Annotated in this window: 16 protein-coding genes; 12 read left to right on the top strand and 4 right to left on the bottom strand. The window is 68.0% G+C overall.

Annotated features, from left to right (window positions below):
• The first annotated feature begins 64 nt into the window (after positions 1 to 64).
• From J2X58_RS09535 to J2X58_RS09485, 11 genes are all read left to right on the top strand, one after another.
• Entirely contained in the window at positions 65 to 940 is an 876-nt protein-coding gene (locus J2X58_RS09535) for a P-loop NTPase (RefSeq protein ID WP_090052117.1), read from the top strand.
• On the top strand, positions 937 to 1,668 hold the full coding sequence (locus tag J2X58_RS09530; RefSeq protein WP_090052119.1) for an RNA polymerase sigma factor FliA: 732 nt from the start codon (positions 937 to 939) through the stop codon (positions 1,666 to 1,668). Before J2X58_RS09535 ends, J2X58_RS09530 begins: the two co-directional genes overlap by 4 nt.
• 60 nt (positions 1,669 to 1,728) lie before the next feature.
• A complete protein-coding gene (gene cheY, locus J2X58_RS09525) occupies positions 1,729 to 2,130 on the top strand; it encodes a chemotaxis response regulator CheY (protein ID WP_090052120.1) in 402 nt (133 codons plus the stop codon).
• An 8-nt stretch (positions 2,131 to 2,138) separates the two neighbouring features.
• Positions 2,139 to 2,780 (top strand): protein phosphatase CheZ, encoded by a 642-nt coding sequence (locus J2X58_RS09520; protein WP_255364488.1) that lies wholly within the window; start codon positions 2,139 to 2,141, stop codon positions 2,778 to 2,780.
• Positions 2,781 to 2,788: 8 nt separating this feature from the next.
• A complete protein-coding gene (locus tag J2X58_RS09515; RefSeq protein ID WP_310047789.1) occupies positions 2,789 to 4,831 on the top strand; it encodes a chemotaxis protein CheA in 2,043 nt (680 codons plus the stop codon).
• Between the two features lies 1 nt (position 4,832).
• Positions 4,833 to 5,573, top strand: a complete 741-nt coding sequence (locus J2X58_RS09510; RefSeq protein WP_090176706.1) for a flagellar motor protein — start codon at positions 4,833 to 4,835, stop codon at positions 5,571 to 5,573.
• A complete protein-coding gene (motD, locus tag J2X58_RS09505) occupies positions 5,570 to 6,574 on the top strand; it encodes a flagellar motor protein MotD (RefSeq protein ID WP_310047787.1) in 1,005 nt (334 codons plus the stop codon). The genes J2X58_RS09510 and motD overlap by 4 nt, the downstream gene beginning before the upstream one ends.
• Positions 6,574 to 7,362: a ParA family protein gene (locus tag J2X58_RS09500; RefSeq protein ID WP_310047785.1), complete on the top strand. Its 789-nt coding sequence runs from the start codon at positions 6,574 to 6,576 to the stop codon at positions 7,360 to 7,362. Before motD ends, J2X58_RS09500 begins: the two co-directional genes overlap by 1 nt.
• A complete protein-coding gene (locus J2X58_RS09495; protein WP_310047783.1) occupies positions 7,362 to 7,934 on the top strand; it encodes a hypothetical protein in 573 nt (190 codons plus the stop codon). Before J2X58_RS09500 ends, J2X58_RS09495 begins: the two co-directional genes overlap by 1 nt.
• Entirely contained in the window at positions 7,931 to 8,371 is a 441-nt protein-coding gene (locus J2X58_RS09490; RefSeq protein WP_310047781.1) for a chemotaxis protein CheW, read from the top strand. Before J2X58_RS09495 ends, J2X58_RS09490 begins: the two co-directional genes overlap by 4 nt.
• Positions 8,372 to 8,491: 120 nt before the next feature.
• Complete coding sequence (locus tag J2X58_RS09485; protein ID WP_310047780.1) at positions 8,492 to 8,899, top strand: DUF2802 domain-containing protein; 408 nt, start codon at positions 8,492 to 8,494, stop codon at positions 8,897 to 8,899.
• A gap of 18 nt (positions 8,900 to 8,917) precedes the next feature.
• Here J2X58_RS09485 and J2X58_RS09480 read toward each other — a convergent pair whose 3' ends face one another.
• Positions 8,918 to 9,556 (bottom strand): TMEM175 family protein, encoded by a 639-nt coding sequence (locus J2X58_RS09480; protein WP_090052134.1) that lies wholly within the window; start codon positions 9,554 to 9,556, stop codon positions 8,918 to 8,920.
• Positions 9,557 to 9,800: 244 nt separating this feature from the next.
• Between J2X58_RS09480 and J2X58_RS09475 the strand changes: the two genes are divergently transcribed.
• Positions 9,801 to 10,361 (top strand): hypothetical protein, encoded by a 561-nt coding sequence (locus J2X58_RS09475; RefSeq protein ID WP_310047778.1) that lies wholly within the window; start codon positions 9,801 to 9,803, stop codon positions 10,359 to 10,361.
• Here the strand turns inward: J2X58_RS09475 and J2X58_RS09470 are convergent.
• The 3 genes from J2X58_RS09470 to J2X58_RS09460 all read right to left on the bottom strand — a co-directional run bounded on the left by J2X58_RS09470 (position 10,343) and on the right by J2X58_RS09460 (position 18,642).
• Complete coding sequence (locus J2X58_RS09470; RefSeq protein WP_310047776.1) at positions 10,343 to 14,092, bottom strand: translocation/assembly module TamB domain-containing protein; 3,750 nt, start codon at positions 14,090 to 14,092, stop codon at positions 10,343 to 10,345. The two genes, J2X58_RS09475 and J2X58_RS09470, sit on opposite strands and share 19 nt — an antisense overlap.
• Before the next feature lie 11 nt (positions 14,093 to 14,103).
• Complete coding sequence (locus tag J2X58_RS09465) at positions 14,104 to 15,870, bottom strand: autotransporter assembly complex family protein (protein ID WP_310047774.1); 1,767 nt, start codon at positions 15,868 to 15,870, stop codon at positions 14,104 to 14,106.
• A gap of 165 nt (positions 15,871 to 16,035) precedes the next feature.
• Positions 16,036 to 18,642, bottom strand: a complete 2,607-nt coding sequence (locus J2X58_RS09460; protein ID WP_177191111.1) for a glycosyltransferase — start codon at positions 18,640 to 18,642, stop codon at positions 16,036 to 16,038.
• Between the last annotated feature and the right edge of the window lie 42 nt (positions 18,643 to 18,684).

Below are 18,684 nucleotides of genomic sequence, written 5' to 3'. Positions count from 1 at the left end.
CCGGCCGCGCCGCGCCCGCCCGACTCCCTGCGTGACTCCGTCCCATTCCTGCAGTGATCTTTCTATGAACACACACGTCGATACGACCCAGGCCGCCGGCCTCAACTGGCTCGCCGACCGCCGGCCCACCCGCAGCATCGCGATCGCGGGCGGCAAGGGCGGCGTGGGCAAGACCACGGTGGCCGTGAACCTCGGCATGGCCCTGGCCATGGGCGGGCGCGACGTGCTGTTGCTGGACGCCGACCTCGCGATGGCGAACATCGACGTGCTCCTCGGCCTCCAGCCCACGCGGCACCTCGGGCACATGCTCGAAGGCGAATGCGCCATCGAGGACCTGGTGCTCCCGGCCGCGCACGGCCTGAAGGTCATCCCGGCCACGTCCGGCGCCCGTCGCATGGCCCAGCTGCCGAACATCGAGCACGCCGCGGTCATCCGCGCGTTCGACGAGTACACGTTGCCCCCCGAATACCTGATCGTCGACACGGCCGCCGGCATCTCCGACAGCGTGTCGATGTTCGCCGCGGCGTCCGACGAGGTGGTGGTGGTGGTCTGCGACGAGCCTGCCTCGCTGACCGACGCCTATGCCCTGATCAAGGTCATGAGCCGCGAGTTCGCGGTCAACCGCTTCCGCATCGTGGCGAACATGGTCCGGCACGCCCAGGAAGGCCGCCAGCTGTTCGAGAAGCTGTCCCGGGTCACCAACCGCTTCCTCGACGTGTCGCTCGATTTCATGGGGATGGTGCCGCACGACGAGTACCTGCGCCAGGCCATCCGCCGCCAGGCGGCGGTCGTCGACGCCTGGCCGAGCAGCCGCTCCGCGGTCGGATTCAAGAATCTGGCCAGGTCGGTCGATACATGGGGTGAACCCGAGCCCCGCGCGCAGGGCCGTATCGGTTTCTTCGCCGAACGGTCCCACCTGGGGGGAGGGCTGCCACTGTGAGTGTCGCGACCGAATACCTGGAGATCACGCGGATTCCGCCTGACCAACTGGTGAGGACTCACGCGCCGCTGGTGCGCCGCATCGCCTATCACCTGATGGGCAGGCTGCCGCCAAGCGTGGATGCTAACGACCTCATGCAGGCCGGGATGATCGGACTGCTCGAGGCCGCGAGGAATTATTCGCCGACTCGCGCGGCCAGCTTCGAAACCTATGCGGGCATCCGCATACGTGGCGCCATGCTGGACGAACTGCGCAAGACGGACTGGACCCCGCGCTCCGTCCACCGGAAGTTGCGCGAGGTGGCGGAGGTGACGAGGCAGATCGAAAACGAGACGGGCGCGGATGCCGAAGACGCGGAAGTGATGAAGCGGCTGGGCATCGACGCCATGGAATACAACCAGATCCTGGCCGACGCGGCGAGCGCGCGGTTGCTGAGCCTGACGGCGCCCGAAGGCGACGAGGGCGCGGCGATCGACGTCGCGGACCCGGACGCCACGGGCCCGGAAGGATTGTTCGAGCAGGAAGGCCTGCGCGACGCGCTGGCGCAGTCCATCGACGGACTGCCCGAGCGCGAGAAGCTGGTCATGTCGCTGTACTACGATGAAGAACTCAACCTGAAGGAAATCGGTGCGGTGCTGGGGGTGAGCGAATCGCGGGTGTGCCAGATCCATGGCCAGGCCCTGATCCGCCTCCGTGCTCGCATGTCGGGTTGGAAAGACAAGCATTGACGGCATCCCGGTGCCGTCGCCGGTAAGAAGCACGCGCGGTCAGCAAGGCGGAGACGAGTTTTGGACAAGAACATGAAGATCCTCGTGGTGGACGATTTCTCCACCATGCGACGCATCGTCAGGAACCTGCTGGTGGAGCTCGGCTTCACCAACACCCTGATCCAGGAAGCCGAAGACGGCAACGCGGCCCTCGCAATGCTGCGCTCGCAATCCTTCGACCTCGTGGTCACCGACTGGAACATGCCCAACATGACGGGCATCGAGCTCCTGCGCGCCATCCGCGCGGACGCCGCGCTCAAGGCGTTGCCGGTGCTGATGGTCACCGCCGAGAACAATCGCGACCAGATCATCGCCGCCGCGCAGAGCGGCGTGAACGGCTACGTCGTGAAGCCGTTCACGGCCGTCACGCTGAAGGAAAAACTCGACAAGATCTTCGAGCGGCTCGCCGCGGCCGCCGGCTAAGGATGACCATGAACACGATGCTTTCCAGCGGCCGCGACGTCGCCCCCGAACTGCGCGAACTCTTCGAGGCCGACGACAGCGTGGCCTTCGAGCACGCGCTCGACAACCTCCTGCGCACGCGCGAGCAGCACATCTTCCTCGCGCTCGGTCACCTCGCGCGCGACCTGCACGAGTCGGCACGCCGCCTTGCCGCCGATATCTCCACCGACGGCGTCCCGGGCAACATGAGCGACGCGCGCAAGCATCTGCGCGACGTCCTCGAGATGAGCTCGCAGGCGGCCCACCGCACGCTCGACTTCAGCGAGAAGCTGCGCCCCCAGGCGCAGGCGCTGGCCCGCCAGGCCGACGAGGTGCTCGTGCTCGACCAGGCCGATCCGGCGTTCGCCAGCAACGCGACGGCACTGGCCGTGCGCGTGGGCGACTTCGCGCAGAGTTGCGACATCGGGTTCGGCGAAATGGTCGAAGCCCAGTCCTGGCAGGACCTCTCCGGCCAGCGCGTGGCGCAGGTCGAGGCGTTCATGGCGAAGGTCGAATCCTCGCTCGTGGAGCTGGTGCGGCTCACGGGGTCGCTCGCGGGCGGCGCGGCACCGGCGGCCGACAAGGTCAGCCAGGACGAAGTGGACCGCCTGCTCAGCGAATTCGGGTTCTGAGCGCGCTTATGAGCGTGGAGCTGGACAACGAGCTTCTCAACGTCTTCCTCATCGAGGCGCGGGAACTGCTCGAGAGCCTGGGCGAACAGCTGGTGGACCTCGAGTCCACGCCCGGCGACGTCGAACTGCTGAACGCGGTGTTCCGCGCATTCCATACCGTCAAGGGTGGCGCGGGCTTCCTCGGCCTCAATCCGATGGTCGAGCTGTGCCATCGCGCGGAAGATCTCCTCAACGAGGCCCGCAACGGCGCGATCGTGCTCGATGCGGGCTTCATGGACGCGCTGCTGGAATCGCTCGACCTGCTCAACGACATGATGCGCGCCGCCGACGGTGGCGTGCCGATCGAAGCCGCGCCTCGTTCGCTGCTCGATCGCCTGCTCATTCCCGGCCGCGCGGCGACGGCGGCACCGGTGGCGCTCGCGGCACCCGTGGCGGTCGCCGCCAGCGCACCCGCGCGCGCGCACGATCCGATCGAAGACGAATTCGAGGCGATGCTCGACGCCGCCCGCAGCGATCGGGCGCCCACGCCGGCACCGTCCGGCACCATTTCCGACGACGAGTTCGAAGCGCTGCTCGACTCGCTTTACGGCACGGCTGCGCCGGGCTCCGAGCCCGTCGGCGTCGTTCCGGCACCGGTGGTTGAGGCTCCGGCGCCAGCCACCGACCCGAACGCCATCAGCGACGACGAATTCGAGGCGCTGCTCGACAGCCTGCATGGCACGGCCGCGCCCGGCACCACGCCGATTGCGGCGCCCGAGCCGCTTGCGCCGGCGGCGGTGGCAGCGACCGCGGCGCCCGTCGCCCCGGCTCCCGCGTCCAGCACCGACGACACATCGGCGAAGCCGAAAGCCGCGACCGAAAAACGCGGCGCCCAGACGGCCGACACCACCGTCCGCGTCGACACGCACCGCCTCGACGGTCTCGTCGACGCCGCGGGCGAACTCGTGCTGGTGCGCAACCGCCTGAGCAACCTCGCGCCACGCGGCACGAACGATCCCATGGAGCGCGCGATCGGCGAGCTCGAGCGCGTGGCCGAAGATCTGCAGAACGCCGTGCTGCGCATGCGCATGCAGCCGGTGGGCAAGCTGTTCTCCCGCTTCCCGCGCATCGTGCGCGATCTTGCCCGCCAGCTCGGCAAGGAGATCGAGCTCGTCACCGAGGGCGAGGACACCGACATCGACCGCACCGTGGTCGAGGCCCTGGCCGATCCGCTGGTGCACCTGCTGCGCAACGCCGTCGACCACGGCATCGAGATGCCCGACGCGCGTGCCCGCGAGGGCAAGCCGCGCGCCGGCACGGTGCGCCTCGCGGCGGGCCAGTTCGGCGACCGCATCGTCATCACCGTCACCGACGACGGCAAGGGCATGGATCCCGAGGTCCTGCGCCGCAAGGCGGTCGAAAAGGGGCTGATGGACGAGGAGCAGGCCGCGCGCCTCGACGAGCGCGAGTGCTACGAGATCGTGTTCCGCCCCGGCTTCTCCACGGCGAGCCAGGTTTCCGACATCTCCGGCCGCGGCGTCGGCATGGACGTCGTCAAGACCAAGATCGTCGAGCTCGGCGGCACGTTGTCGATCGACTCGCGCGTCGGGCACGGCAGCACGGTCCGCCTCTCGGTGCCACTCACGCTCGCGATCCTTCGCGTGCTGATGGTGCGCGTGGGCGACCGTCTGCTCTCGCTGCCGATGTCGAACGTCGCCGAGGTCTTCGAACTCGTTCCCGGCCAGATCCAGGAACTGGACGGACGCATCGTCGCGGCCCACCGCCAGCGCGCGCTGCCGCTGGCCGACCTCGGCCGCTGGGCCGGCGCGGCGGGGAAGGGCGGTCACGTCGTCGTGGTGCAGATCGGGCACCAGACGCTCGGCTGCCTCGTCGACGAGGTGCTCGGCCGCGAGGACGTCATGGCCAAGCCGCTCGGTCCGTTTCTCAAGGATGTTCCCGGCGTCGCCGGCGCGACCATCACCGGCGACGGCCGGATCGCGCTGGTGCTGGATCTCGCAGGCCTCGCCGACGACGGCGGCCAGGTGCTGCCCTCGCTAAGGATGGCTGTCTGACATGGATATCGTGAGCGTCGTCGGGACGATCCTGGCCTTCGTGGTCATCATCGTGGGAACCATCCTCAAGGGGTCGAGCCTCGACGCCCTGTGGAACCCGGCGGCCTTCGTGATCGTCTTCCTCGGCACGTTCGCCGCGCTGCTCGTGCAGACGCCCGGGGCGGTGCTCAAGCGTGCGTGGAGCATGCTGCCCTGGGTGTATCGTCCGCCCGACATCGAGTCGGAGAACCTCGTCAGCCGCATCGTCGGCTGGAGCGAAATCTCGCGCCGCACGGGCCTGCTCGGTCTCGAGCCGGCCATCGAGCGTGAGACCGATCCGTTCATCCGCAAGGGCCTCCAGCTGCTGGTCGACGGCACGGAACCCGACGCCATGCGCTCGGTGCTCGAAGTGGAAGTGCTCGCGCGCGAGCACACCGACATCGAAGCCGCCAAGGTCTTCGAGAACGCCGGCGCCTATTCCCCCACGATGGGCATCATCGGCGCCGTGATGGGCCTGATGTCGGTCATGCAGAACCTCGCCGAACCGAGCAAGCTCGGCCACGGCATCGCGGCGGCGTTCGTCGCCACCATTTACGGCATCGGCCTCGCCAACCTTTTAGCGCTGCCGATGGCCTCGCGTCTGAAGGGCCTCGCCCGCCAGCGCTCGCAGATGCGCGAGATCCTCGTCGAGGGTCTGGTTTCGATCGCGCAGGGCGACAACCCGCGGCACATCGAGAGCAAGCTGCAAGGGTTCCTGTCGTGAAGCGACGGCACCACGAAGAACACATCAACCACGAACGCTGGGCGATCCCCTACGGCGATCTGATCACGCTGCTGCTCGCCTTGTTCGTGGTGATGTACGCGGTGTCGGCCGTGAACGAGACCAAGTTCCGCGTGATGGCGCAGTCCATCAACGAGGCATTCAACGGCACCGGCAAGGTGATCGAACCGATCCGCGACGCGACGCCGGCCGCGCAGGTGCCGCTGCCGAACCAGTCGCGCTCGCCGACGGCAGCGCCGATCGCGAAGATCGACGTACCGATCCCGCCGCGCAACCTGCCGTTGCCGGGACACGAAGGCGCGGCCGCCGAGCGCCAGGACGCCGCCAACGTCAATACCGCCACCGCGGCGAACACCACGGTGGGCAAGACCGAGAACGCCAGCCTCAGCCAGATCTCCGATGAAGTGAAGCGTGCGATGAAGCCGCTGATCGACAAGAGCCTCGTCAGCGTCCGGCAGACCCCGGACTGGCTGGAGATCGAAGTGCGGACGGACATCCTGTTCCCCGTCGGCGTGGCGAAGCTGCAGCCCGCCGCGGAAGACGTCCTTCGCAAGCTCGCGGGCATCCTCGCGCCGTTTCCCAACGCGATGCGCATCGAGGGCTACACCGACAACACGCCGATCGCGACCGCGCTCTTCCCGTCGAACTGGGAACTGTCGGCCGCGCGCGCGGCGACGGTGGCGCGACTGATCACCACCACGGGCGTGGATCCGCATCGTGTCGGCATCATCGGCTGGGGCGAATTCCGTCCGACGGCCAACAACGCCAGCGAAGAAGGGCGCAATCGCAATCGGCGCGTCCTGATCGTGGTGATGAGCGACAAGGCCGCGCCGGCGCGTTTCTACAGCGACGCCGACCGCGTCGATCTCGCCGGAGCGACACCGTCCACCACGCCACCCCCGGCCGCCACGGCCGCGACGGAGGTCGAGGCGCCCACCGCCGGCGCCGCGCGGCTCGCGGCCCCGGCCGGAGGAGCACGCTGATGCGCGTATGGGCGATCTCCAACCAGAAGGGCGGCGTGGGCAAGACGACCACCGCCGTCGCGCTCGGAAGCCTGCTCGCCGCCTCGGGCAAGCGCACGCTGCTGATCGACATGGATCCGCACGCGTCGCTGTCGGGATACATCGGCGTGGAAGGCGGTGCGCATGGCAGCGTTTACGATCTCTTCGGCGTGGGCGGCAACCCGCTGCCCGTCGGTACGCTCGTGCACGCGACCCCGTGGGATCGCCTCAGCGTGCTGCCGGCGTCCGCCGCGATGATCACGCTCGACCGCCAGCTCGGCACGCGAGCCGGGATGGGCCTGATCCTCTCGCAGGCGCTCGCGGAACTGGCACCCGATTTCGATCACGTGCTGCTCGACTGCCCGCCGACGCTCGGCGTGCTGATGGTCAACGCCCTCGCCGCGAGCGACCGCCTGCTGGTGCCGACGCAGACCGAGGCGCTCGCGCTCGCGGGCCTCGAGCGCATGCTGCGCAGCCTGTCGATGATCGAACGCTCGCGCGGCAAGCCGATGCCGCGCACCATCGTGCCGACCCTCTTCGACGCGCGCACGCATGCGTCGCGCGCCTGCCTCGCGCAGTTGCGCGAGCAATACGGCGACGTCGTCAGCGCAGCCGTCATTCCGACCGACACCCAGATCCGGGAGGCCAGCGCCGCGGGCGTGCCACTCGCCTCGTGGCCGGCCGCACGCCGCGGCGGTCTCGCTTATCGTCAGCTCCTCGAGGAGCTGCTGGCGCTGCCGGCGACCTCCGTCACGGACGCCGCCGCGTGATGCGCGCGATGCAGGACGCCGAGCAGATCGTCGCCGACTATTTGGCGGAACTGCTGACGCCCGTCGCCGCCGCCGCGCCCGCACCCGCCGCGGACGTGCAGGTCGTCGCCATCGAACCATGGAAGGCTGCTCCCCTGGGCGAGCCGATCGCCGCCGGCGATACGCGCTATCTGCTCTGCGTCGCCGCCGGCGTCAGGCTCGCGGTGCCCATGGCCGACGTCACGCATCTGCTGCCCATGCCGCCGTTGTCGCCGCCGAACTCGTCCAACCCCATCTGCCTCGGCCGCTGGCGCCATCCGAGCGGTGAGGCGCGTGTCGCCGACCTCGCCGCGGTGCTTTCGCCCGACATGGCCGGCGCGCCGGTCAGCACGCTGGTGATCCTTCGCGATCGTGTCTGGGCACTGGCCTGCGTGGTGGACGACGAGCCGGTCGATCTGCTGCCGGAAGCCATCCAGTGGCGCATCGGCGCCACCACGCGTCCGTGGCTGGCCGGCATGTCCCTCGAACCCAAGTGCGGCGTGGTCGGTACCACGGCGCTGGTGCAATGGCTGGAAAAGGAGCTGGGTCCGTGACCGAAACCCAAGGTGGCGCGTGGCTGGGCTTTTCGCTGAAAGGCCAGCGTTATGCGGTGTCGCTTGCGAGCGTTCGCGAAGTCATCCGTCCGGGCGACATCACGCCCGTTCCCGGTAGCCCCGACGACGTCCTCGGCATCGTCAACCTGCGTGGGCAGATCGTGCCGGTGCTGGACGGTCGCCGCCGCTTCGGCCTGGACGCCGCGACCGAAGTCGGCGCCGCGGAGAGCCAGCGCGTCATCGTCTTCGACGACAGCGGAAGCGTGGTGGGCATGCGCATCGACGTCATCGGGGACATGCTCACGTTCGCCGCCGACGAGGTCGCACCGCCGCCGCCAGGACGCGCCGAACGCCGCGACGACCCGGTCAGCGGTGTCATCACCCGCGACGACGGCTTCATCGCCCTGGTGGACGTCGCACGACTCTGCCGAGCCTGACCACGCACCGGATTCTTCGGCTGGGCCTTTCGGACAGCGCGGCGGCGTGCCGGCGACGATGCTTCGAAATCGCTCGGCATTGCGTTACCGTGTGCCGCGACCCAACGGAGTGCCGCCTGCATGAACGACGTCATCGGATACGTGTTGATCGCCCTGGCGATCCTCAACCTCTCCGGTCTGCTGTTGCTCTTCCGCCGTCTCGGTCATGCGTCGTCGCCGGCCGCGACCAGCGAACCCGTCGTCGCCGCTGCACCGGAACCGCTCGCGACCGACGAAGCGACCATCCCGACGGAGGCCCTCGCGGGCATGCTCCGCCGCCTCGACCACCGCCTGGGCGACATCGAGGATCAGGTCCGCCACACGCCGGCCGTCAGCATGGCGAGCGACGCCGGCGCCACGAACGACCGCGCCCTGGCGCTGGCGCAGCGCCTCGCACGGCAGGGTGCCACCCCGCAGGACATCGCCGAGACCTGCGGCATCTCGCTCACGGAAGCGGAGCTGCTGCACCGGCTGCATTCGCCGCGCTAGGCGGCGGCACCGACACCGCTATCCGGCGTTATCGAGAGCGGCGCCTTCCGCGGCGCGCTTCCTTCCACGCGCGAACAGACGCACGGCCAGCGGCATGAGCATGAGCGGCAGGTTGCTCGGACCGGGCCAGCGAATGGCCAGGAGTCCGGCGATCAGCGCCATCAACGGCAGCGCCAGCGTCCGGCGCAGCGTCATCGCGACCACGTCGGGGCTGACGTCCTCGCGCAGGAACGGCGCACGCAGGGCCCGCCGGATCAGGAGGTGCTGGAACAGTCCGGCGACCAGCAGGTTCCCCGCGTAGAACCATTCCGGGACCCGCTCCGCGGGATGCGTGCTCATCAACGCCGACGAGAACGGCATGAACGCGACCGCCATGAGCAGCAGCAGGTTCGGCCATACGATGCCCGGGTCGTAACGACGCAGCAGGCCGAACACACGATGGTGGGCGACCCACAGCGCGCCCACGACGAAGAAACTCAGCACGAAACCGATGAAGTGCGGCACCAGCTCGAGCAGCGCATGCGCCCAGGCGCCATCCGAGGCGTCGGCCGGATGGGGAACGTGGATTTCGATCACCAGCAAGGTGATGGCGATGGCGAAAACCGCATCCGAGAAAAACGTCAGCCGTTCGAGCTGCTGCTCCTGCGCGTGCGACATGCGATGACTCCCCCTGAGGTCAGCGCAGATGATCGCGCCGACGCCGGCCGAGGGGAAGTGCTGGCAGCCCGTGGGGCGCCTTCATCGACCGACGGAGGCACGCTTACGGAGAGCCGGCTCGGTGTGTCCTTCGTCACGGTGTCCGGCATCTGGAGCACTTTTCAGAATCCTTCCATATCGACCGGTCGTGCCCGCCGCTAGCTTCCGAAACCCTCGCGATGGGCGATGTGAAGGAAGGTGCATCATGCGGCAGATCATCACGGTCATGGCGGGCGTCGCTCTATCGGCCAGCGCGGTGGCGGCGGGCGCGCCGCGTGTCGACCTGACGCTGCAACACGTACCCATGGACGGACGACCGAACAACCTCCGGGTGGTGGCGACAAACCATGGGTCCGGCGATGCCTACGTCTTGACCTATCATTCGGTGTTCGCTCAGCCGGAGGGGCGTACGACAGGGCGCTGGATTGTACTGACCGACGAATCGGGCGCCGAAGTCCGCTATACCGGCCGCTCCGTACTGATCCGAAGTCCGGGGCCGATGAGCTACATGCGCATCCCACCAGACGCCAGCATCACTGCCGATGTCGATCTCGGTCGCGAGTACGCGCTATCCGAGGGTAGCGTCGTAAGTGCACGCGCGATGCTCGACGTGCTCGAAAGGGTTCCGATGCTTGATCGAGATGGCGAGCCGGAAGATGTACCGCATGAGCACGTGGATAGCGACGCGGTGGCGTTCCGCGTCGAATCGCTGCGCCAGGGCGGCGCTTCAGCGGCGCCGGTCGTCGGTCAGCGCTCCAGACGGTAGTTGAGGCTCGCCCGGCTGAAATCCGTGGCGTTCTGCGCTTCGAAGTTCCAGCGGTGGCTGAAGAGGTAGCGCAGGGTGATGACCTGGCCGGGGTCGAACAGGCCGACGCCGTAGCTGAGGTAGAGGCGGGGCGAGAGGTATTTGCCGACCGTGAAGGCGGACGTGCCGCCGAGCGCGTCGTTGTTGCTGACGCCGATGTCGTCGACGCCGATCTTGCTGCCGACGCTCTTGGCGAGGAGGTCGCCCGCGGCGGAGCCGAGGGCCTGCGCAGCGGCGCCCACCATGTTGCCTTCGCCGCCCTTCACCTGCGACAGCGGCTTGCCGGTGACGAGGTAGGAGAGGGCGTCGGATTGCTCCATCACCGGGTTCGAGAACACGGTGAGGATCGGCCGGCGAGCGGTGCCCGAGACGTAGAGGCCGACCTTCTGCCCGTCGTCGATCGTGGCGTTCGGATTGAGGGTGCGCGCTGCGCGGATGTTGATGCCGGGGTTGTCGATCGGCGTGCTGGCGAAAAGCAGCTGGCCCTGCTCGATGCGCAGGTCCTGCCCGTACGCCTTGTACGTGCCGTCGACGCCGATCTGGCCCTGGCCGGTGGTGGCGCGGCCCGGACGCTCGCGCACGTCGAGCTGGCCGGTGATCCGGCCGTCGATACCGAAACCGACCAGGTGCACCTTGTTGCCGAGGTCGACACGGATGTCGGCGCTGATCGGAGCGGATTCCTCGGCCGCTTCACGCTGCTTGTCGTCGAGCACGACGACGTCGGGCGACGCCTTGGTGGCACCGGCGCCGGGCAGGCGTTCGACGTTCACATCGGCCATCTCGACCTTGACCTTGCCGCCGACGTTCATGCCCTTGGCGTCCTGCACGATCGTGAGGTCGGGGGAGATGACCGCCTTGGCGGCGGGGATGTCGACCGCGGTGAACTTCGAGCCCTCGATGCCCAGGCGCATCTGCGCGCCGGCGCCGAGCGCGGCGGAGCCCTTGATCGACAGCGTGCCTTCGCCCGAGCGGATCGTGCCATCGACCAGATAGTTCTTCGCGTCGCTGGTGTCGATGCTGATCCGGCCATCCTTGAGCTTCAGACCGGCGCTGGGGACTTCGGCCGCGAAGCCCCCGACGACGGCCTTGCCCGTGATGGCGGGCGCCGCGACGGTGCCGCCGAGGTTGAAGTTCGCGTTGAGCGCGCCTTTCACTTCGGCCAGCTCGGCGGTGAAGAGTTCGATCAGCGAGAGGTTCTTCAGGTGCAGCGCGACCGTTCCGCCCAGCGCCTGCTGCGCGCCGGTGATGGACACGTTGCCGTCGAGCGTTCCGCCGTCGTTGAGCGCCGCGCGGAGCGTCAGCCGCTGGTTGCCGGGTGCGAGCTGCGCGTTCGCCGAGAGATTGTCGTACACGAGCAGCGGCTGTTCGCTGCGATCGGCGTACGCGACGGAGCCATGCGCCGAGGTGATGCTCGCCTGGCCCGAGAGCGCGCCCGCGGACGTGCGACGAATGGTGCCGTCGCCTTCGAGGATGCCCTCCGCGCGCATGGGGCTGTTCGACGCCTCCGCCGCGGACATCAGCAGGGCGATGGACACGCGGCGCAGGCGATAGCTCGCATCGAGGTTGCCGGCCTTGTCCTGCTTCGCGGCGACGCAGAGCAGCGGATCGCCCGCGGTGAGGCAGAGGTCGCTCATGCTCGCCGCGCCATCCTTCCAGGACAGCTGGCTGGGATTCTGCAGGCGCCAAGGCGGAATGCCCTGGTAATCGATGTTCAGCGCGGAGAGCGTGCCGTTCCAGGCGCCGCCCTTCATCGATCCGGAAAGCTTCAGGTCCGCCGCGAGCGGACGTCCCTTCGCATCGATGCTGAGCTGGTGGCGCTCCTGCGTGCCGTCGGCGGCGATGGCGACGCTGCCGAACACCAGTCCACCGCTGACGAGGTTCGTGCCGGTGATGTTCACCTTGCCACCGGGCGTGCTGATGTCGGGCACGTTGGCGTCGACGGCGAGCGCGTCGATCTTCTGGTCGGCATAGAGGATCGCGGCGCCGCGCAGGTTCGCGGTCACGGCGAGCTTCGGCAGGTTGCCCCTCGCCGTGATGTCGCCCGTGACGCGGCCGCCGGCATCCGGCAGCCAGTCGCCGAGCGATGCGATGGCGAGCTTGAGCGTCGCGTCGTTGGCGGTGTCGCCACGGGCATCGAGGCGGATCGTGCTGCCGCCCGAGGCGAGGTCGAGGTTGCCGTTGATCACCTGTTTCGGCTTCAGGGTCAGCATGCCGTTGCCGCGAAGCGGGCGCTTGCGCAGCGTGCCGTCGAGCTTGCGCAGGTCGAGCGTTCCCAGCGGTTCGTCGTTCACCAGACGACCTTCCGTGCCGAGGTCGAGGTCGAGCGCGCCGGGCCATTCGGCGAGCAGCTGGCCGGGATCGAATCGATCACCCTTGAGGTCGAGCTTCCAGGCGAGCGCCGGCTTCAGCGTGAGCGTGCCGCTGGCCGCGAGACTGCCCTTCGGCTGTGCGAGTTTCACCGAGCGCAGCGTCACGACGTCCGGTTTGCCGTCGACGTCGAGCGTGAACTTGCCGAGGTTGCCGGGCGGCCCGATGTCGACGTCGCCGTCGGCGTGGTAAGCCTCGGCGCTGCCCTTGAAGCGCAACTGCCCGGCACTGGCGAGATCCTGGCCGGCGAGGTTCGCGGGCACGAGCACGTCCTTCCAGCGCAGCGTCAGATCGGCCGACACCGGATTCGCCGCGAGTTCGACACTGCCGCTCGCCGATAGCGCGCCCTTGACCTGTAGCGATCCGACCGTCGCCTCTTCCAGTACCAAGCGCTTGTACTCGTGGTCGAACGCGCCCTTCAGCGGAGCCAGGCGGACGCGGTAGTCGTCGAGGTCGACATCGCCGGTGAGGTTGGCGCTGTACCGGTCGCCCGTCCCCTTGAGGGCGACGCCGAAGGTGTCGAGCGTACCCTCGCCGAGCAGGGGTTTGGGGTCGAAACGTGGCGCGTCGATCGACGCGCTCCAGGCATAGTCGCCGCTCTGCACCAGGTTCGCGTCCACCTGCGCGACGAAGGGCAGTGTCAGCTTCACGATCGTGTGGGCCTTCGCGCCATCGCTATGGGCCTCGATATCGCCGGCGTAATCGACGTCACCCACCTTCCAGCGGAAACTCGCCTTGCCGTCGCCCTTGTAGCCGTCGCCGACGGCGAGCGTCCCGCCGAGGTCCGCCTGCCCGTCGGGCGCGCGCAGGGCGAGCGATTTCAGCGCGACGCCGGCACCGGTCCAGGAGCCGGCGAGATCGAGCGAGTTCGATTCGAAAAGCGGCTTGCCTTCCTGCGTCACGCGCACATGGCCGACCTTCACGGCATCGAGCACGATATCGAGGGGCGGTTTCAGCGAGAAGGGCTCCGAAGGCGTCTCCGGCTCCGGCTGCGGCGGCCCGAGCTCCACGTCGATGCCGTCGGTCGTAAGCGAATAGACATGCGCACGCTTGCGCAGCAGCGAGCCGAACGAGAAATCCAGATGCGCGGTGGCGACGCGCACGTCCATGCCCTTCCCATCGCGATAGCGCACGCCGGAAAGATCCAGCGGACCCGCCAGTCGGCCTTCGGCCTTGTCGACGGTGAGCGCGTTGTCGGTGAAGGCCTGGGCGCGGGCGAGCGCGAATCGAAGGCCGGAGGCGCTCCCGACGAGCCACCAGACGCCCAGGACGATGACGAGCAGCACGACCGCGAGGGCCGCGCCGATACGGATGAGCCATGTCATGCCGGCGCCCCTCACAGGTCGGGTCCGATGACGACGTGGAGATGGATGCCGTGCTCGTTCTTGTCGCCGACGGGCACGCCGATGTCCGCGCGGATCATGCCCACCGGTGACAGCCAGCGTACGCCCAGACCGGCGCCGACACGTGGGCTGTAGTCGGTACCGGTGAATGCGTTGCCGGCGTCGACGAACGCGGCCATGCCCCAGTTGCGCGTGAAGTAATGCTCGACCTCGGTGCTGCCGACGAGCAGGCCTTCGCCGCCGATGACACGGTTGAAGGCGTTGCGTGGGCCGATGCTCTCGAAGTCGTAACCACGCACGGAGCGATCGCCGCCGGCGAAGAAACGCAGCTGCGGCGGCAGGTCGCTGAAGTTGTCCGTCCAGATCTTGCCCGCGGTGCCGCGCAGGATCAGGCGATTGCGGCCCCAGAAGGAGTGGATCCACTTCGCGTCGCCGATCACCTGCGAGAAGCTGGCGTCGGACAGCAGCGTGCCTGCCGTGCTGCGGCCCGTCAGCGTGAGCGACCAGCCGTTGCGGACGAACGTCGGGTTGTCGCCCTTCTTGCGGCTCAGCGTGACCTCGGGGTAGAGCAGGGTGCTGCGGCCGCGTTCGAGGCCTTCGGCGTTATCCCCCTCGCCGCCGCGCTTGCCGACGGTGAACGTGCCGGAGAGCACGTTCACGCCGATGGTCCGCGTCCAGCCGTGCCACAGACGGGTTTCGTTGGCCACGAGCTGCACCGTGCGCGATTTCGACGTGACGGTGTTCGCATCGCGGAAATTCGCGCCGAAGTTGAAGCTGCGCTGGTTGGGGCCAGGCATCGGAATCTGGTAAAGCGTGGAAACGGTCTTGAGTCGTTGCGCCAGCACGAGCTCGTTCTTCCATTTGTGCCCGCGATCGTTGATCCAGCGTTTTTCGATGCCGCCACGCAGGCCCGCGCCCGTGTCGGTGCCGAAGAACGGGCCGCCCGTGTAGATGGTGCGCTTGGCCGGTGCGAGCTCGACGTTGATGTCGATCGTGCCGTCCTTCGCGTCGTCGGTATCGGGGATGACGTTGACCACCGCGAAGTAGTCGGCGCCGTTCAGCGCCTGCTGCAGCTCCAGCAGCTGGCTCTGCGAGAAATAGTCGCCCTTCCTGAAGGGCACGTAGCGATCGAGGAAATCCTCGCGGAACTGCGAATTCTTGAACCGCACCACACCGTATCGGTAACGCCGCCCGGCCTCCCATTTCAGGTTCACGGCGGCGGTGTGTTCGGCGCGGTTCACCTCGACGCGCCGCGTGACGATGCGCGCGTCGAGGAAGCCGGTCGCGGTCAGGGCGCCGCTCACCGCGTCGCGCGCGCCATCGTAGACGCCGTCGTTGAGCGGCTGGTCCTTCAGGTTCTGGATGCCGCGCACGGCGCGGCGGATCGCAGGCACCTTGCCCGCCTCCTCGTCGATCTCGACGTTCACGGAGGTCACCTTCACGGGAACGCCGGGCACCACGTGCAGCGTCACCTGCCAGTCCTTGCCGACCTGGCGCATGTCGCCGGTGGCCGTGGCCTCGTAGTAGCCGTACGGCCGCAGCGCGGCCTGCACTTCGTCGGGAGCGTTTTCGTAGAGGCGGCGCACCTGGGCCGCCGTGACGTCGCGCGCCGCGTACTGGCTGAGCTCCACACCCGAGACGACCGCGTTGCGCAGGTTTTCGTCGACGCCGTCGACAGTCAGGACGATGCCGGCCTGGGCGATCGTGGGCACGAGGAACCACGGCAGAAGCAGCAGTCCATGGCGTCTGGTTCGGCGCATGAGCGTCCCGTTCCGGTCGTGATCCAAGGCCGTGGTCACGGCCGGCTTACGGGGTGCCTCCGGCGACCCCTGACGTTATGTCTTGCCGTAACTTACCGCGCGGCGTGTGAGAGGTCGATACACGAACGTGAACGACGGCTCAGAAAAGGGCGTGCCAGCGAGTCCTCAGCCCGCCTCGTCACCCGCGCGGTGCGCGATCCAGGCGCCGACGAGCGCCGAAACATACGGGATGGACTGCGCCGCGAGGATGAACATCCACAGCGTGCTTTCGACGTAGTTCGTGCCGTAGTGCAGCGCCATGCCGACGATGGCGCAGAGCAGGGCGATCGCCATCAGGCCTTCCTCGCGCACCGGCGCGAAGGCGGCGAAGCTGCTGCCACCCATGCGCCGGCTCTTCGCCGTGACCACGAACGCGGTCTTCTCGCGCGTGAGGCCATGGAGGATGCCGCGCGCGATCGCATGAGACAGGCCCATGCTGGCCACCGAGGCCATGATCGTGTCGTACCAGCCACATGGGACACGCGCCCGATAGAGCACGACGCCGAAGATGGCCTTCGCGAAGAAGAACCCGATGACGGGAATCAGGAACAGCTGCATCGGCAGGTTGAAGTATTCCGGCGCGTAGATCATGCCGGCGGTCCACAACAGGCCCATCATCGTGAACACGAAGTGCAACGCGTCGGCGAACCAGCTGAACCAGCCCGTCAGGAAGTGGAAGCGCTGGCCGGCGGAGAGCGGGCCCTTGCGCGTCATCCAGCTCCAGCGGCCCTTGAGGATCTGCATCGCGCCGAAGGCCCAGCGATAGCGCTGGCTCTTGTATGCCTTGAAGTCGGCGGGCGTGAGGCCCTTGCCCATCAGTTCGTCGACGTAGACCAGCTCGTATCCGGCGTGCATCAGGCGCAGGCCGAGCTCGGCGTCCTCGCAGATCGTCCACTCGGACCAGCCGCCGGTGCCTTCCAGCGCCGAGCGGCGGACCATGGTCATCGTGCCGTGCTGGATGATCGCGTTGCGCTCGTTGCGATGGTGCATGCCGATGCGGAAGAAGCCGTCGTATTCCCACGCCGTCATGCGGCGGAAACGGTTCTTCTCGAAGTCGCGATGCGCCTGCGGGCACTGCACCACGGCCACCTTCGCGTCGTGGAAGTAGCCGGTGAGCGTCGAGAGCCAGTCCTCGCGCACCACGTAGTCGGCGTCGATGACGGCCACCACTTCGGCGCGCTCGTCGGTGGCGGTGAGGCCGAAGTTGAGCGCGCCCGCCTTGTAACCCGGCCACGGCTCGAGGTGGAAGAAGCGGAACTTCGGGCCGAGCTGCTTGCAGTACTCCTCGACCGGCTGCCACACCGCCGGATCCTTGGTGTTGTTGTCCAGCACCAGGACCTCGAAGTTCTCGTAATCGAGCGCGGCCAGCGAGTCGAGGGTGATCTGCACCATCTCCGGCGGCTCGTTGTGGCACGCCAGGTGGATGGACACGAACGGCTGCTTCTCGACGGGATCGGGCGGCAGCATGCCGGCATGGCGTACCCAGCTGCGCCGCCAGAGCACTTCGGTGAACTCGAAGCCGTTGATCAGCAGGATGCCGAGGATCGCGATCTGCGCCGGGAACAGCAGGATCAGCATCGCCCAGTCGAAAGGACTGAGGTAGAAATTGAAGGGCAGGGTGGCCGACCACACGATCAGGCCGCAGGCCAGCTGGATCAGGGCCATGAAGAACAGGCGTCCGGTCAGCCTGAAGCGGCTGAAGCGCATGCCGAACCAGAGCATCGGGACGAACGCGAGCAGCGACGCGGCGATGGCCTTCCAGGGCCAGTTGACGTCCTCGGTGACCGGGCCGGTGAAGGGGAACTTCAGCTGGCGGTCCGCGTTGAACATGCCCCAGTAGGCGCCGGTGCGGCCCTCGCCGAGGTTCTCCTTCCACGGCTGGTCGATGGCCTCGAGGACGTAGTAGTCGTCGATGCCGTTCGTCTTCGCGGCGTTGAAGAACGAGCGCAGGAAGATCGCCTCGTTGGAAACGCTGGGATAGGCGTACTTGTAGCGGTCGCCGTTGGAAGGCCAGCCGATTTCGCCGATGGCGATGTGCTTGCCGGGGAACTGCTGGCGCAGGGCCTTGTAGCTTTCGATCGAGTCGGTGACGCCCGCCCGTGCCTCGATACCGTTCCAGTAGGGGAACAGGTGCACGGTGATGAAGTCGACGTGGTCCGCCAGTTCGGGATTCTGCAGCCAGATGTGGAATGGCTCGGCCACCGAGACCGGCTGATGGACGGCGGCACGCACGCGATCGAGGTAGGACATGACCTGCGCCGGCTTCAGATCGCCGCGGAACAGGACCTCGTTGCCGACGATGACGCGGGTGACCGTCTTCGGGTAGCGCCGGGCCTGGGCGATCAGGGCCTCGATCTCGCGCTCGTTGTTCTCCAGGCGCGTGTCGATCTGCGCGCCGGCCATCACGTCGAGGCCTTCCTTGTCGGCGAGGCGGATGACCTGGGGGTTCTCCAGCACGGAATAGGTGCGGATGCGCGGCGAATAGCGCTTGATCAGCCGCAGGTCGCTGTCGATTTCCGGGTCGGTGGAGACATCGCCCTTGATCGGGTTCTGGTAGCGCTGGTATGCCGTGAACGCGAACCCGGGGATGGGGCCGTGCCAGTCGTCGGGGCCGTTCGGGAGGTTGGCGACGAACCAGAGCCCCACATTCAGGGCCGCGACGAGGATCGCGAGGATCAGCGCGGCGAGGATCGGGTGGCTTCGTTCGGTCTTCGTGGCAGCGCTCAAAACAATCCCCGGACCGGTCGGCCCCCGAGTGGCATCAATGAGGTAACC

Origin of the sequence: Luteibacter sp. 3190 (assembly GCF_031456385.1) — a bacterium.
Lineage (GTDB): Bacteria > Pseudomonadota > Gammaproteobacteria > Xanthomonadales > Rhodanobacteraceae > Luteibacter.
Note: the sequence above shows the minus strand (reverse complement) of the source record. Positions and strands in the feature narration are given on the sequence as shown.

Bases quoted from the DNA above. Each gene is read 5' to 3' on its own strand.
- J2X58_RS09475 (WP_310047778.1), top strand. From the start codon at position 9,801: ATGCGGCAGATCATCACGGTCATGGCGGGCGTCGCTCTATCGGCCAGC.
- J2X58_RS09535 (WP_090052117.1), top strand. From the start codon at position 65: ATGAACACACACGTCGATACGACCCAGGCCGCCGGCCTCAACTGGCTC.
- J2X58_RS09485 (WP_310047780.1), top strand. From the start codon at position 8,492: ATGAACGACGTCATCGGATACGTGTTGATCGCCCTGGCGATCCTCAAC.
- J2X58_RS09480 (WP_090052134.1), bottom strand. From the start codon at position 9,556: ATGTCGCACGCGCAGGAGCAGCAGCTCGAACGGCTGACGTTTTTCTCG.
- J2X58_RS09470 (WP_310047776.1), bottom strand. From the start codon at position 14,092: ATGACATGGCTCATCCGTATCGGCGCGGCCCTCGCGGTCGTGCTGCTC.
- J2X58_RS09500 (WP_310047785.1), top strand. From the start codon at position 6,574: ATGCGCGTATGGGCGATCTCCAACCAGAAGGGCGGCGTGGGCAAGACG.
- J2X58_RS09510 (WP_090176706.1), top strand. From the start codon at position 4,833: ATGGATATCGTGAGCGTCGTCGGGACGATCCTGGCCTTCGTGGTCATC.
- J2X58_RS09515 (WP_310047789.1), top strand. From the start codon at position 2,789: ATGAGCGTGGAGCTGGACAACGAGCTTCTCAACGTCTTCCTCATCGAG.
- J2X58_RS09495 (WP_310047783.1), top strand. From the start codon at position 7,362: ATGCGCGCGATGCAGGACGCCGAGCAGATCGTCGCCGACTATTTGGCG.
- J2X58_RS09465 (WP_310047774.1), bottom strand. From the start codon at position 15,870: ATGCGCCGAACCAGACGCCATGGACTGCTGCTTCTGCCGTGGTTCCTC.
- J2X58_RS09520 (WP_255364488.1), top strand. From the start codon at position 2,139: ATGAACACGATGCTTTCCAGCGGCCGCGACGTCGCCCCCGAACTGCGC.